This window comes from Prosthecobacter sp. GW821-HT29F12 (genome assembly GCF_058803405.1).
This window is the reverse complement of sequence record NZ_CM179517.1, coordinates 5736651-5750428: the sequence shown is the minus strand read 5'-3', so window position 1 is coordinate 5750428 and position 13778 is coordinate 5736651. Positions and strand designations below refer to the sequence as shown.

Sequence of the window (13778 nt, the reverse complement as noted above, 5' to 3'; positions counted from 1 at the left end):
CCGTGTGAACCAGCAACAAAAGAGCGCCATGCTACCCGATACCATCGCCTACTTCTCCATGGAAATTGCCTTGGCGCCGACCATGCCGACCTACAGTGGCGGCCTGGGAATGCTCGCAGGCGACACGATTCGCTCGGCGGCTGACCTCAAGGTGCCGATGGTCGCCGTTTCGCTGCTGCATCGTAAGGGCTACTTCAACCAATCCATCGGACCCGACGGCTGCCAGACCGAGGCACCGGCGAGTTGGCAGGTGGAGAACTTTTGCCGCGAAGAGCCAGAGCGCGCGGAAGTCACCATCGAGGGCCGCACCGTCCATGTGCGTGCGTGGCGTCACACGGTCAGAGGCATCAGCGGCCATGATGTGCCGGTGTTCCTGCTCGACACCGATCTTCCCGAAAACTCTGAATGGGACCGCACGCTCACGGACTTTCTCTATGGCGGAGATGCGCACTATCGGCTTTGCCAGGAGGTCGTCCTCGGCATTGGCGGCGTGCGGATGCTTCGCGCTCTGGGTTGCAAGAATGTCTCCCGCTTCCACATGAATGAGGGGCATGCCAGCCTGCTCGCCCTAGAACTGCTCGACGAGCGGACACGTCAGCGCGTCCTCGGGATTCCCAGCCATGAGGACATCTGGGCCGTCCGCCAGCAGTGCGTCTTCACCACGCATACTCCCGTGCCCGCCGGACATGACAAGTTCCCGCTCGATCATGTCGGCCGGGTGCTCGGCCGTTCGGACTTCCTCGCCATGAAGGAGGTCTTCTGCTGCGCTGGCGAGCTGAACATGACCTACTTGGCGCTCAACCTCAGTCATTACGTCAACGGCGTGGCAAAACGCCACGGTGAAGTCTCGCGCCAGATTCTCACGCCGCGCGATGCCAATCATCATTACCAAATCGACTCCATCACCAATGGCGTCCATCTGACCACTTGGGCCGCCCCTTCATTCTCCGCGCTGTTTGACCGCCACCTCCCAGGCTGGCGCGAGGATAACTCCAGCCTGCGCAACATGCTGGGCATCCCCCCCAATGAGTTATGGGAAGCCCATGCCGCCGCCAAGGCCCGATTGATTGAGGAGGTCAATCGCCGAGCGCATGATCACTTCGACTGCGACACCTTCACGCTAGGTTTTGCCCGCCGCGCTACGGCCTACAAGCGGCCCACCCTTCTGCTCACCGACCCGGCGCGCTTGAAGAGCATCGCCGCTGGTGCTGGCCGCATTCAGATCATCTTCGCCGGCAAGGCGCACCCGCGCGACGAAGCGGGCAAGCAGTGCATCCAGCAAATCGTTCGTGCCGCGGAGGCGCTCGCTCCCGAAGTCAAAATGGTCTATCTCGAAAACTACGACTGGAATCTCGCGCGGCTCCTTGTTGCCGGCGTGGACGTTTGGCTCAACACGCCGGAACCGCCTCTGGAGGCTTCCGGCACCAGTGGAATGAAGGCTGCGCTCAATGGTGTGCCCAGCCTCAGCGTTTTGGACGGGTGGTGGATTGAAGGCTGCGTCGAAGGCGTGACGGGCTGGGCCATTGGAGATCGTTGTGCTCCATCCCTCGACCCGGCCGATCGTGCCCGCTGCGACGCGGCCTCACTTTACGACAAACTCGAACACGTCATCCTGCCGCGCTTCTTCGGCCAGCGTGACCAGTTCGTGAACATCATGCGCCAGACCATCTCGCTGAATGCCTCGCACTTCAACACTCAGCGCATGGTGCAGGAATACGCGGTGAAAGCCTACCTCGAATGAATCAAACACGCCTATGACGACCGCCTTCTACGATGCAAAGCCTTATGACCGGCAGTCTTTCGAGCGTGCCGGTGGCGGGGACTGCATCCAGTGGCGCTTCCATGAATTCCGCCTGACCGCTGAAACCGCTGCTTCAGCGCAGGACGCGGATGCGGTTTGCGTGTTTGTCAGCGACCAACTGGACTCGGCTTGCCTTGAGGCGCTTGCCAAGCTCGGCGTTCGCCTCGTCGCCTTGCGTTGCGCTGGATTCAACAACGTGGATCTCGCGGCTGCAAAGTCTCTCGGCATCGGAGTGACACGCGTCCCGGCTTATTCGCCACATGCAGTGGCCGAACACACGGTGGGCCTGCTGCTGGCGCTCAACCGCAAGATTCATCGTGCCTACAATCGAGTGCGGGAACTGAACTTTTCGCTGAACGGCCTGGTTGGTTTTGATGTCTGCGGCAAGACCGTCGGCATCATCGGCACCGGCCGGATCGGACGCGTGACCACGCAGATTTTTCGAGGGTTCGACACACACGTTGTCGCGTTTGATCCCGCGCCCGACACTGAGTGGGCGGCACAGCACGCCGTCACTTATGCGGCCCTCGACGCCCTGCTGGCTCGCAGCGACATTATTTCCCTCCATGTGCCACTCACTGCGGACACGCGCTTCCTGGTGAACAGTCAAACCCTGGCCCGCATGAAGCCCGGCGCTTTCCTCATCAACACCAGCCGTGGCAAGCTCATCGACACGGCTGCTTTGATTGAAGCGCTCAAACAAGGTCATCTCGGCGGCGTGGCCCTGGATGTGTATGAGGAGGAAGAAGGCATCTTCTTCGAGGACCATTCCGGCGAAGTGCTGCAAGACGACGAGTTGAGCCGTCTGCTGACGTTCCCGAACGTCCTGATCACCTCCCATCAAGCGTTTCTGACGCAAGAGGCATTGGGCAAGATCGCGAGGGTCACCCTTGGCAACCTTTCAAGGCTCGCACAATCGCAGCCGCTTTCGCCGGGCACCGTTCTCGTGGATTTGCCGGATCAAGGCGGCGGCGCTGCAAGCACCGTTCAATCACCTGCAAACTCGTCACACTAACCACCGCGCCATCATGAAAACGAAAACCCAATCGAAACCACAATTGAAATCCGGGTCGAAAGTCGAATCGAAATCAAGAAAAGACAAGGCTCCATCCAAATCCACCACCCGCAAGCCCGCACCCCCAAGCCAACCCAAGGTGGATGCGCCCCCCAGGCACGTTGAGATCGCCACCAGAGCTTACTTCATCTACCTGAACGCAGGCTGTCCGGCTGGACGGGAGATGGAGCACTGGCTTGAAGCTGAAGCTCAACTCACCCGTTGCTGACCATGCCATCCGTCTACGCAGATCCCGCTGTGCGCAGCCGCCTCATCGAGTTTCTCGGTGGGGATGACCTAATGGCCTGATTTGCACAACGACATCCAAACCAATCTCGTCTGGCTCACGCACACTCCTGAATACCGCAAGACGTCCGGGTTTCAACCTGGGTAAAAACGACAGCACTCCACATCCATGTCCACTACATCAACTTCAAGTCAAGCCGTCACCTGGCATACGCAACCACCGGAACGGGTGCTTCAGCAACTCCAGACATCCATCACCGGATTATCTTCCGCCGAGGCGGCTCAACGATTGATCTCCAATGGTTCGAACGAGCTGAAGGAAACCAAGCCCATCAATCCGTGGCGTTTGTTCCTTGGTCAGTTCAGCAGTCTCATCGTTTGGATTCTGATTGTCGCGGGCATCATTGCGGGATTGTTGGGCGAGTGGGTGGATAGCATCGCCATCCTTGCCATCGTGGTGCTGAATGCGGTCATCGGGTTTTATCAGGAGTTCAATGCGGAGAAAGCCATCGCTGCGCTGAAGAAGATGACGGCTCCCAGCGCCAAGGTTTGGCGTGACGGGCAGGTTGTCTCCATTCCTGCCATCGAGGTCGTGGTGGGTGACGTGCTGGAGTTTGAAGACGGTGATCTTGCCGCAGCCGATGCGCGATTGCTCGAAGCTGCCTCGCTGCGCTGTGTTGAATCATCGCTCACGGGAGAATCCGAAGCCGTGCAAAAAAAGGCTGGCACACTTGACCGGGAGAATGTGCCTCTGGGCGACCGTGAGAACATGATCTTCAGCGGCACGATTGTGGCGGCAGGCACAGGCAAAGCCGTTGTGGTGGCAACCGCGATGCAAACCGAGGTCGGACATATCGCTGGATTGCTCGGGGAAGCCACGCTGGAGGAGGAAGGCGAGGGCACACCGTTGCAGCACAAGCTTGCCGCTTTTGGTCGCCTGCTCGTATGGATTTCCCTCGGCATCGTGGGCCTTTTGTTTTTACTTGGCCTTCTGCGCGGAATGCAGTTCTTCGAGTTGTTTCTCACCTCCGTAAGTCTTGCCGTGGCTGCAGTGCCGGAAGGATTGCCGGCCGTTGTAACGATTTCGCTCGCTCTCGGCGTTCGTCGCATGTCCCACCGACGCGCATTGGTCCGCAAGCTTCCTGCTGTGGAGACGCTTGGCTCGACTAGCGTGATCTGCACTGACAAAACCGGGACATTGACCGTCGGGGAGATGACCGCGCGCGCGTTCTACGTCGCAAGCCAGCATTTTGAAATCACTGGCGAAGGCTACGGCCCAGAAGGAAATATTCTCTTTGAAGGCAAGGCGTCCGATGCCGCCCATGCAGCGCCACTGCTGGAACTGGCGACTGTCCTGGTGGGCTGCAACAATGCTCATCTTCAACTCGAAGATGGGAGGTGGAAAGTTGTCGGTGATCCCACTGAAGGAGCGCTGCTTTCCGCAGGAGTCAAGGCAGGTGCGGACAAAGCCCGCGTGGACAAGGAGCAACCGCGTCATCACGAGATCCCGTTTGATTCGGATCGCAAGCGCCACACGATCATTCGCCTCATGTCCGACGGACATCTGCGTGCTTTTGTTAACGGAGCGCCGGATAAACTGCTCGCCTACTGCACCCACATCCTCGCCAAGGATGGAGTGAGACCGATTACTGAAGCGGATCGAGGTGAGATAAGTGCTGCGAATGTAGGACTTGCCAGCAAAGCCATGCGAGTTCTTGGGGCGGCTTATCGTGATCTTGATACCGCTTCTCCAGAGTCCTTAACCGCCGATCATGTTGAGCGTGAGCTCGTGTTCGTCGGACTTACCGGCATGGTCGATCCGCCTCGTCCAGAGGTGAAGGAGGCAGTTGATCATTGTCGCTCTGCCGGAATTCGGGTGGTGATGATCACCGGGGATCATCCGCAGACCGCGCTAGCCATTGCTCGCGAGCTTGGAATTGCCACGGGCAGTGATCTTGCCGTCTCTGGTACCGAACTGGAAATGATGAGCGACGATGCACTCAAGCAGCGTGCTTCCCAAATCGCTGTTTATGCTCGCGTGACCGCCGCGCACAAGCTGCGCATCATCCGCGCATGGAAGGCCAATGAAGCCGTCGTGGCCATGACCGGCGACGGCGTGAACGACGCGCCTGCCATCAAAGGCGCTGACATCGGCATAGCAATGGGTCGCGGTGGCACGGAGGTGACGAAGCAAGCCTCGGACATGATTATCACGGACGATAATTTCGCCACCATCGTGGCCGCAGTTGAGGAAGGCCGTGGTATTTACGACAACATTCGCAAGACTCTGCAATATTTGCTCGCAGGCAACACCGGTGAACTGCTCCTGATGATGGCCTGCATCCTCTCCGGCCTGCCCATGCCGCTGCTGCCCATTCATCTGCTTTGGATCAACCTCGTCACCGATGGACTCCCCGCCCTTTGTCTCGCCGTTGACCCCATCGACGCCGACGTGATGACCCGCTCCCCACGACCCCGCAATGAGCCCATTACCTCCGGCTCCTTCCTGAGCATGATGTTCCTCACCGGCGTGCTGACCGCAGGTGTCTCCTTCGCCGTCTTCCTTTACGGCCTGCAATCCGAAACCGTGGAACTGGCCCGCACGCACGCCTTCGCGACCCTCGTGTTCGCCGAACTCTTCCGATCATTCGGAGTGCGCAGCGAGACAAAAAACGTCTTGCAGTTGGGGCTCGCCACCAACCTGCGACTGCTCGTCGTAGTCGCCGTGTCGTTCATCATCCAGATCGCCAGCCATCACAGCGCCAGCCTCGCCAGCCTATTCCGAGGAGCCACGATGGATTTGAGCGACTGCATCATGCTTACCGCCGTCGCGACCATCCCGCTGGTCGTTCTGGAGATCATCAAGGTTATCCGCTCGGCAAAGGACCGTGGGAAAGAATCTCGCAACGCCCATTGAACATCAAGTATGCACCCACCGGCACCGCCATTTTGCCCTGCTGCGCAATCTCGTCAAAGACCAGGGCATCACCGTGATCCTCACCACGCACAATCTGGCGCTCGGTCATCAGGCCGACCGCATTATCACGCTCGAAGACGGCCGCATCGCGAAAGCGAAGAAAAGCGGCCTAGATGCTCCTCCCGCATCATGAACTTGCCCGCTCCCGTAACATCAACCCAACGCTCAGATCATGAAAGCCACGCACATCACCGCCCTCATTGCAGCGCTTCTGCTCAGCACCGCGCTCGTGCTCAAAGTGTTCTCTCACGAGGGCAACCTCACAAGCGGGGCACCTGCGTCGTCTCCAGCGAAGAACTCGGCAGCATGGGCAGGCCCGTCAAGGCCACCCATGATCATACCAAGATGCTCCTCTGCTGCAAATCATGCATCAATGAATTCAATGCCCAGCCCGGCAAATACGCCGCCATGGTGAAAGCCGCTCACAAACACTAAATCCTCCGGCTTCGGCCAGACACAAATCTTCAAGTTATGAAATTTCGCGACTTTGCAGCGCTTCTCTTCCTGGCAGTTTTCCTTTGCACGCCGGGCATCGCCGATGCGAGAAGCCCCCAGGGCACTTCCATGGCTGGCATCGTGCAGGCGGTCGATCACACCACGCGTCAGATCACCTTTGCCCAGGAGGACGGCCCCGTTCGTCAGTTCGTTTACACCCGCTGGGCCAGGTTCTGGCACGGCGAAGGTGAATTGATGCCCGCACATCTCAAGCCGGGGATGAGAGTAAGGTTGCGACTGCATAGGCCGTTCTTCGGACCCGATTTCGTGACGCATATCGTGCTGCTCACACCGCAACAGCCCGCGCCCAAACGTCCAGCCTTAGCGCGAGATGCGGACGGACATGAATAAACATCAGCCTTTCTCGACCAAGCAGTCCTCTCCCTTCGGGAAACCTCAAACACCACACTCAATCAATCCACGAAGATGAAACTCCTCAGCCTCAGCACTCTCCTCGCCACTGCCGTTTTCAGCCTTGCAACCCAGGCATTCGCTCATCACAGCATGCACTACTCGCTGCACACCTGCGTCGTCTCCGGCGACAAGCTCGGCGGCGACATGGGCAAGCCTTATGTTTTCAAGCATGCCGGCATTTAAGTGCAGCTCTTCTGCAAATCCTGCCTCAAGAACTTCAACAAAGAACCGGCCAAATACATGGCGCTAGTCAAGCATGCCTTGAATCACCAACACCGCACGAGGAGTCCGGCAAAATCGGAGTGGATGGCAGTGACCTGCCTAAATACCATTTCTTTTGGCACAAACTCTGCTACATAAAAACTTGGTTCTTTGCAACCATATTACATCCATGAAGACCAAACTCATCCGCTCCACCCTCCTGTCCCTCGCAGCTTTCGCCAGCCTGCTGCTCGCTTCCTGCGCGGCGCCCTCCGCCACACCCACGAGTGCCGTCAGTTGCACGAAGTGTGGCACCATCTACTTCAAGACTCCCGCGACAGCTGGTGCGGGTGCGGCTGGTGCCAAGAGTGGCTTCATCACGCTGAAATCTTCCAGTCGCATGAGCTGTCCGGATTGCGAAAACAAGGTCATCGCCTGGGTGAAAACCGGCTCCTTCACGCAGCACGTCTGCAAGACCTGCGGCGGCACCATGCACCATTGCACCAGCCACTAAGCTTCTTTGGGTCGTAGTTTGGCCGCGAGCGGATGCATCCGCTCGCGGCCTTTTTGTTTGCACACGGACCATCACCATCCAGGCCTCTGGTGAGGATCAGGCCAATCCACATTGGTAATAGCTGGTGACGGCGCACCCGCGCTTAGCGAAGCAGAAGTCGGCACGCCATGGGCACAGGCAATGATGTCGCCATGCAAAGTGCTGATGTCACGCTCATGAAAGTCGACCTACACGGCATCGCCAAAACCATCCGCCACAGTCGCGCCACCATGCCCAACATCCGGCAGAACCTCCTCTTCGCCTTTCTCTACAACCGCTGAGCATTCCAGTCGCGGCGGGTGTGCTCTATCCCTTCTTTGGGCTGCTCCTCAATCCCATGCTTGCCGGAGCCGCGATGAGCTTGAGTTCCGTGTCCGTCATCACCTAGGCGCTGCGCTTGAGATGCGTGAAGTTATTATAAACCCACACGTCGAACATGACATCGCGAGTCACCCGATTCAGTGGTAGCGACTCGGAGTGGTGATGGAACCGGAGACAGGCAATCCGCTGGAAACGGGAGGTGTGTTATTTATAAATCCAGCGCCGGCATGCGTCGCGACGGGCAGCTTTATCTTTTCTCCGGTTGGCAGAGTCCCCCTTGGCAGAATTGGGCGGACCGTCCAGAATTGACGGCAACAGCGATAGCCTATTCAGCTGAATCTCGTCCTGATTTCAAAATCGAAGTTTTAACCGAAAATTTATCTGCGCCAAGGATGTGCAGGAGCAGAAAGTTGGCAAACACGAGCAGCGTCGTTGACGGTGCGCGGTCACCAGCATCGGGCAAAACGCATACATCCGATGGGAAAGAACGACGCTAAGGCGAACCTGCGTGTCATCTATCAGCGGATCAGCCAGATCATCGTGCAGTTGGTGCGCAAGGACACCCTGGCGATTTACAGCCCGGACACCGATCAGTTTCACCTCAATGATGCGACACTCATCGGTCATCTGAAAAGCCCTGATCCATTGCAAGACCTCGTCCCCGCCGGGCTGGCCGGGGCTGAAGCCTCTGGCAACACCGTCACCATCAATGACGACGGTCCACAGCTCCTGGTTGCGCAGGCAGAGACGAGAAAAAACTGGCCTGCGTTCATCCAAGCGTTCAAAATACGCGGCAAAGACCAGTATTTTGCGGTCAAGGGCTGCATCATCGAGCGTGAGGCCCGCGAGTATCTGTGGCTGCAAATCAATGAAATCGACGACACGCAGGTTCACGGCAGACTCGTCAGCGATCCTGAGACATTGACCAAAGCGAAGCATGGTGCAGCCCTGCACATCCCCATCGCTGATGTGGATGACTGGCTCTACAGCACAGGGAAAGGCAAAGGCACCCGAGGCGGCTACACACTGCGCCTGTTTGACGAACTGGCTCGAACCAGGCAAAAGAACTGATGCTACCTGCACCGGGTGCGGCTTGAGGCATGGCTCCATGCTCGGGCTGGGTCCGGTTCTCATCGGTTATGGGGTGAACACCCCATGGCCTGCCGCTGTTTTCAAGCACAGACTTTGCCCAACAGTTATTTTGAGGGCTTTTACAGGCGGCGGAGTTCAAGCTGTGCCTCAAGACATCTCCCACGACCAGCCATGAAACCTGAATACCTCCACGCCATTTCCAATCATGTGCTGGTCATTGGCGTCGGGGTGGGAATCTTCGCGCTTGTGATCGCTCTGTTCCTGAAAAGCAGGCAGGCACAGATCGTGGCATTGGCCGTCGTCCTGGTCAGTTCCGCTGCAGCCTATCCGGTGCTGTTTCTCGGATATCAAGCTTACAAATCCGTGCGTGGCATAGCCGATGAACCAGGCCAGGTCTGGCTCGACAACCACATACAGCGAGCAGAAAGCACCATCTACATCGACTATGCCTTGATGCTCGTCGCAGGGGCAGCGCTTGCTGTGCCAAAATGGAAGTCCAAGACCGCCGTGCCGCTGGCGACTCTGCCCCTCGCCGCCGCAAGCGTGGGCGTTGGCGGCTGGATCAGCTATGCAGTGGGGCGTGTGCGACACCCAGAGTTTCGCGACGCCCCCGCCTGCGGCATTGAAGGCTCGACATCGGCATGTGGTCCATGAATAGTCGCGACATCATTTCCCGGAATTCAAATTTGCCGGATTCCGACAGAACCAAATGCAAACTCAACCACGAATACATACCATCATGAACAAACTCATCGCCTTCATCCTTGCTGCCACCACAGTGGTCATCGTCAGCAGTTGTGCTTCCAAGTCATCCGCTCCTGCAAATCAACCCATGCCTGGCATGTCCGCCGGGGAGCACGCCAACATGAAAAAGGGCGGCTCCATGCAAGGCATGAAAATGTAGCACCTGCACAGTCACGGCGGCCTCTTCACGCGTGGTCGCCGTGTTTGATCCAACTTCAAAGGTCTGCAATCATGCCCTGCCGTACTTTCTTCACTCTGCTGTCATTGTTTCTCCTGTACGAACCAGTTGCCGTGTTCGCAAAGACCGTGAACTATGACCTGAACCTGTCAGAGATGACGGTGAGTTTCGGCGGCAAGGAGCGACGTGCAATGGCGATCAACGGCTCAATCCCCGGACCGACAATGCGCTTTACCGAAGGCGATGACGCCGTTCTGCGGGTGCGGAATGATTTGAAGGAAGAAACCTCCATTCACTGGCATGGCCTGCTCGTTCCGAATGATCAGGATGGTGTGCCGCATGTGAACATGGCTGGCATCAAACCAGGCGAGATGCGCGAGTATCGCTTCCGGTTGCGGCAGAGCGGCACCTTTTGGTATCACTCCCACAGTGTCTTGCAGGAACAGCTCGGCATTTATGGGAGCATCGTCATTACCCCCAAAGGAGGGGAGCGCATCAAGACAGGTCATGACCTTGTGGTGGTGCTCTCAGACTGGACGAACGAGAGCCCTTATGATGTGCTGAGCCAACTCCGCGCGGGCTTTGAGTGGCAGCAGATCAAAAAGGGCACCTTTCAAAGCATCATTGGTGCCATCCGGCACAACGCCTGGCCTGACATGGTGAAACGCTCGAAGTCACGAATGCCGCCCATGGACTTTTCTGATGTGGGTTATGACGCTTTTCTCGCCAACGGCAAACCCGCCGTTGAATTTCCAGCGCTACCTGGTGAAACGGTGCGTTTGCGGCTCATCAACGCGAGCGCCGCCACCTATTACCATCTCGACTACGCGGGCGGCAGCATGAAAATCATCGCCGCCGATGGCACAGAAGTGCAGCCTGTGGAAACCGGCCGCTTCCTCATGGCCATCGCAGAAACCTATGATCTGCTGGTGAAGGTGCCGGCCAAAGGCGGAGCCTGGGAACTGCGTGCCACAAGTCAGGATGGCACCGGCCAAAGCAGCCTGTTCATCGGACAAGGGGAAAGACATGCCGCACCAAATGTGCCGAAACCCAATATTTACAAGATGGGTGCCATGGCCGGGATGAGCGGAACGGAAGACAAGAACAAAATGAATGGCATGCCGGAAATGAAAGGGATGAAGGGCATGGATGACAGTAACATGGCAGGCATGGGCGAGGGTGACATAGAAACGCCCGCACCTGCGATGGGTCACAGCACGGCGCCCGGTATGAAAGGGATGCCGCCACAGCAACCGACAACGAAAACTGACTCCATGGCAGATATGAAAGGCATGGACCACAGCACCATGCCGATGCCCGCCAAGCAGCAAAGCAGTGCAGCCATGAAGGGCATGCCGTCTATGGCTGGAATGCAGGGCATGGATGATCCGGAACGCCCTGGCAGCCCGTATGAAAAACTACGCGCCCTGCGTTCCACGGTGATTTCAGACTCCCGGCCATTGCGTGAATACACTTTCCGCCTTCAAGGCGACATGATCCGCTACGTCTGGACGCTGGACGGCAAGACCTTCACCGAGGCAGACATGATCAACGTGCGGCGTGGGGAGAAAGTGCGCTTCACCTTCATCAATGATTCGATGATGCACCATCCCATGCATCTGCACGGGCACTTCTTCCGCCTCGTCACCAGCGCAGGCAGCCTGTCCCCCATGAAGCACACCGTGGATGTGCCGCCCATGACCAGCCGCACCATTGAATTCGCCGCTGATGAACCGGGCGACTGGATGATGCACTGCCATCTTCTTTATCATGCCGAGGTGGGCATGATGCGCGTCGTTCATTACGAGGAAGCGCCGGTGACGACCTACATGGCCGAGCATCCGATGAGGCACTCCACGCTGTTTGGTGGCGTGCATGACCCCTTGTTATTCTTCGGTGAAGGCGTTTTGCTGTCCCAAATCAGCGAGGGCACCGTCTCCATGCAGAACAATCGCAATCGCCTCATGGCCCACTGGCAGTTGCGCCTCGGCAATGGCAGCCGGACTCAATACGAGATGGGGCTGGATTACGACCGCTTCTTCACCTCGAACTTTAGCACTTTCGCCAGTTACGAGTGGAGCACCGGCATCAACCGGAACCGCGCCATGTTCGGCACCCGCTACCTGCTGCCGTTCCTCATCCAGTCCCAGGCCTCAGTGGACACCGATGGCGACTTTCGCTTCACCGTCAGCAAAGTTTTCCCCATCACCGCCCGGTTTTCACTCTTTGGCCGCGCGCAGTATGACACCAAGGCGATTTGGGAAACTACCGTGGGAGTCGAGTATTACCTCCATAAAACTGTCTCTCTTGTCGGTTGGTATCACAATCAATACGGAGTGGGTGCGGGTGTCGGTTTCCGGTTTTGATTCCACCACTTGTAAAACTGTCAGAACATCTGTTATACATGTTGGTTGATGATCTCCACTGACGCATTCAGAACCCTGCTCACCCGTTGGCGCGAAGACGCTGGCAGCGCCTATCGCACCTGGTTTCTATGGGAGGAGCGGCTGAAGAACTTCCGTTCCATCCGCCGGGGTCTGGCTGCTGTGGTAACGGATATCGAACGTGGCACGTTTGGCACTGCCTATCGCGGTTCGTCGTTGGAAACCGTGGTTCATTCCGTGGCCGAACAACGGCAGATTTTCAAAGGAGCTGATCACGCCTTTCTGTGGAAGCCGAAACTTCGCATCCCCGACATCTACGAGAATAGCGAGAACCAGCGGGTATTTGGAAGATTTCTCAACACCTGCGACTGTTGCACCTGTGAAGCAGAGATTGTGGCGGCCATACATGCTTTGGATGCCCGGCAGATCAAAGGGCTGGGGCCTGCGGTGGCCAACCTGCTGTATTTCATCCACCCGACAGTGGTAAGCCCTTTTAATACCGCAATGGTCAAAGGCTACAATGCGCTCACAGGAGCGAAAGTGAAGCTGGGGAGCTGGCAGGAATACCTCGCCATGCGCAGCGGCGTGCTGAGGCTGAATAACGAACACCGTTCGCTGCTCTCCAACGATCTCGGAGCCATCGCCGGACTCCTCTTTGACATCGGGAGTGGCCGGTATCCGCTACCACCGGCAGATAATGAAGCCTCTGCCAGGGCCATGTGGGAAACAGATATGGCAAAGGTCCGCGAAGAAGCAGCCTCTGCCCTTTCCAAACAACAATTGGCCGCGCTGGAGGGAGATCGCACACATACAGAAATTCAAAGCTGGCTGCGCGATCTAGGGCATGCCCTTGGCTTTGATGTCTGGATCGCCGCCAATGACCGCAGCCGTTCCCACGGCGAAGGAAAACTAGGTGACGGTTGTCTGGCGACTCTGCCTGAACCCCTCGCATCTGCTGCGGGGGTTGAGATGGTTCGCTTGATTGACGTGCTGTGGCTCAACAAGGACAGCCCTGCGGTCGCCGCTGCATTCGAAGTGGAGCATTCCACCTCGATCTATTCCGGCATCATGCGGATGCTCGATTTAGCGCTGGGTGCAGGAGGTGAGTCCGTGCGCGGCCTGTTTCTTGTGGCTCCTGACAGCCGTGAGGAAGAAGTGCGGGCGCAGTTGGTACGCCCCGCCTTCCAACGCGTGGCTGATCTACAACTGCGCTACCTGCCTTATGGTGAGTTGGAGAAGCATCGCGAATCCATCGGCCGGTTTGGCGAAGGACTGAAGGCCATCCATGCCGTGTCGCGCACGTTGGTGTGAGCACATG

At 57.7% G+C, this 13778-nt stretch carries 14 protein-coding genes and 1 pseudogene; all 15 read left to right on the top strand.

The features are described from left to right. The first annotated feature begins 28 nt into the window (after positions 1 to 28). Positions 29 to 1741, top strand: coding sequence for an alpha-glucan family phosphorylase (glgP, locus tag AC3RLQ_RS23870; protein ID WP_493031163.1), 1713 nt, complete (start codon positions 29 to 31; stop codon positions 1739 to 1741). 13 nt (positions 1742 to 1754) lie between these two features. Beyond that, the gene (locus tag AC3RLQ_RS23865) at positions 1755 to 2816 is read left to right on the top strand and encodes a 2-hydroxyacid dehydrogenase (protein WP_493031162.1); all 1062 of its coding nucleotides are present in this window, start codon (positions 1755 to 1757) and stop codon (positions 2814 to 2816) included. Positions 2817 to 2829: 13 nt separating this feature from the next. Further along, on the top strand, positions 2830 to 3084 hold the full coding sequence (locus tag AC3RLQ_RS23860; protein ID WP_493031161.1) for a DUF2934 domain-containing protein: 255 nt from the start codon (positions 2830 to 2832) through the stop codon (positions 3082 to 3084). A gap of 186 nt (positions 3085 to 3270) precedes the next feature. Next, the gene (locus AC3RLQ_RS23855; protein WP_493031160.1) at positions 3271 to 6018 is read left to right on the top strand and encodes a cation-translocating P-type ATPase; all 2748 of its coding nucleotides are present in this window, start codon (positions 3271 to 3273) and stop codon (positions 6016 to 6018) included. Next, complete coding sequence (locus AC3RLQ_RS23850; protein ID WP_493031159.1) at positions 5990 to 6211, top strand: hypothetical protein; 222 nt, start codon at positions 5990 to 5992, stop codon at positions 6209 to 6211. Before AC3RLQ_RS23855 ends, AC3RLQ_RS23850 begins: the two co-directional genes overlap by 29 nt. Before the next feature lie 173 nt (positions 6212 to 6384). Next, positions 6385 to 6513, top strand: coding sequence for a hypothetical protein (locus tag AC3RLQ_RS23845; RefSeq protein WP_493031158.1), 129 nt, complete (start codon positions 6385 to 6387; stop codon positions 6511 to 6513). Positions 6514 to 6549: 36 nt separating this feature from the next. Then, positions 6550 to 6924, top strand: a complete 375-nt coding sequence (locus AC3RLQ_RS23840) for a hypothetical protein (protein ID WP_493031157.1) — start codon at positions 6550 to 6552, stop codon at positions 6922 to 6924. Positions 6925 to 6999: 75 nt separating this feature from the next. Then, entirely contained in the window at positions 7000 to 7170 is a 171-nt protein-coding gene (locus AC3RLQ_RS23835) for a hypothetical protein (RefSeq protein ID WP_493031156.1), read from the top strand. Between the two features lie 208 nt (positions 7171 to 7378). Next, positions 7379 to 7702 carry a hypothetical protein gene (locus AC3RLQ_RS23830; protein WP_493031155.1) on the top strand — a complete coding sequence of 108 codons (324 nt, stop codon included), beginning with the start codon at positions 7379 to 7381 and terminating at the stop codon, positions 7700 to 7702. A 111-nt stretch (positions 7703 to 7813) separates the two neighbouring features. Next, positions 7814 to 8129 (top strand): annotated as a pseudogene (locus AC3RLQ_RS23825) (copper-transporting ATPase); the annotation flags it as partial. Positions 8130 to 8539: 410 nt separating this feature from the next. Continuing rightward, positions 8540 to 9133 carry a DUF2314 domain-containing protein gene (locus AC3RLQ_RS23820; RefSeq protein ID WP_493031154.1) on the top strand — a complete coding sequence of 198 codons (594 nt, stop codon included), beginning with the start codon at positions 8540 to 8542 and terminating at the stop codon, positions 9131 to 9133. Between the two features lie 192 nt (positions 9134 to 9325). Beyond that, on the top strand, positions 9326 to 9808 hold the full coding sequence (locus AC3RLQ_RS23815; RefSeq protein ID WP_493031153.1) for a hypothetical protein: 483 nt from the start codon (positions 9326 to 9328) through the stop codon (positions 9806 to 9808). A gap of 85 nt (positions 9809 to 9893) precedes the next feature. Beyond that, positions 9894 to 10058 (top strand): hypothetical protein, encoded by a 165-nt coding sequence (locus AC3RLQ_RS23810; protein ID WP_493031152.1) that lies wholly within the window; start codon positions 9894 to 9896, stop codon positions 10056 to 10058. Between the two features lie 71 nt (positions 10059 to 10129). Then, the gene (locus AC3RLQ_RS23805; protein WP_493031151.1) at positions 10130 to 12442 is read left to right on the top strand and encodes a multicopper oxidase domain-containing protein; all 2313 of its coding nucleotides are present in this window, start codon (positions 10130 to 10132) and stop codon (positions 12440 to 12442) included. A 48-nt stretch (positions 12443 to 12490) separates the two neighbouring features. Then, positions 12491 to 13771 (top strand): type II restriction enzyme NmeDI-related protein, encoded by a 1281-nt coding sequence (locus AC3RLQ_RS23800; protein WP_493031150.1) that lies wholly within the window; start codon positions 12491 to 12493, stop codon positions 13769 to 13771. Positions 13772 to 13778 lie beyond the last annotated feature (7 nt).

Excerpts from the sequence above, each read along its gene's own strand:
- glgP (WP_493031163.1), top strand. The coding sequence starts at position 29 with ATGCTACCCGATACCATCGCCTACTTCTCCATGGAAATTGCCTTGGCG.
- AC3RLQ_RS23865 (WP_493031162.1), top strand. The coding sequence starts at position 1,755 with ATGACGACCGCCTTCTACGATGCAAAGCCTTATGACCGGCAGTCTTTC.
- AC3RLQ_RS23860 (WP_493031161.1), top strand. The coding sequence starts at position 2,830 with ATGAAAACGAAAACCCAATCGAAACCACAATTGAAATCCGGGTCGAAA.
- AC3RLQ_RS23855 (WP_493031160.1), top strand. The coding sequence starts at position 3,271 with ATGTCCACTACATCAACTTCAAGTCAAGCCGTCACCTGGCATACGCAA.
- AC3RLQ_RS23845 (WP_493031158.1), top strand. The coding sequence starts at position 6,385 with ATGGGCAGGCCCGTCAAGGCCACCCATGATCATACCAAGATGCTCCTC.
- AC3RLQ_RS23840 (WP_493031157.1), top strand. The coding sequence starts at position 6,550 with ATGAAATTTCGCGACTTTGCAGCGCTTCTCTTCCTGGCAGTTTTCCTT.
- AC3RLQ_RS23835 (WP_493031156.1), top strand. The coding sequence starts at position 7,000 with ATGAAACTCCTCAGCCTCAGCACTCTCCTCGCCACTGCCGTTTTCAGC.
- AC3RLQ_RS23830 (WP_493031155.1), top strand. The coding sequence starts at position 7,379 with ATGAAGACCAAACTCATCCGCTCCACCCTCCTGTCCCTCGCAGCTTTC.
- AC3RLQ_RS23820 (WP_493031154.1), top strand. The coding sequence starts at position 8,540 with ATGGGAAAGAACGACGCTAAGGCGAACCTGCGTGTCATCTATCAGCGG.
- AC3RLQ_RS23815 (WP_493031153.1), top strand. The coding sequence starts at position 9,326 with ATGAAACCTGAATACCTCCACGCCATTTCCAATCATGTGCTGGTCATT.
- AC3RLQ_RS23810 (WP_493031152.1), top strand. The coding sequence starts at position 9,894 with ATGAACAAACTCATCGCCTTCATCCTTGCTGCCACCACAGTGGTCATC.
- AC3RLQ_RS23805 (WP_493031151.1), top strand. The coding sequence starts at position 10,130 with ATGCCCTGCCGTACTTTCTTCACTCTGCTGTCATTGTTTCTCCTGTAC.
- AC3RLQ_RS23800 (WP_493031150.1), top strand. The coding sequence starts at position 12,491 with ATGATCTCCACTGACGCATTCAGAACCCTGCTCACCCGTTGGCGCGAA.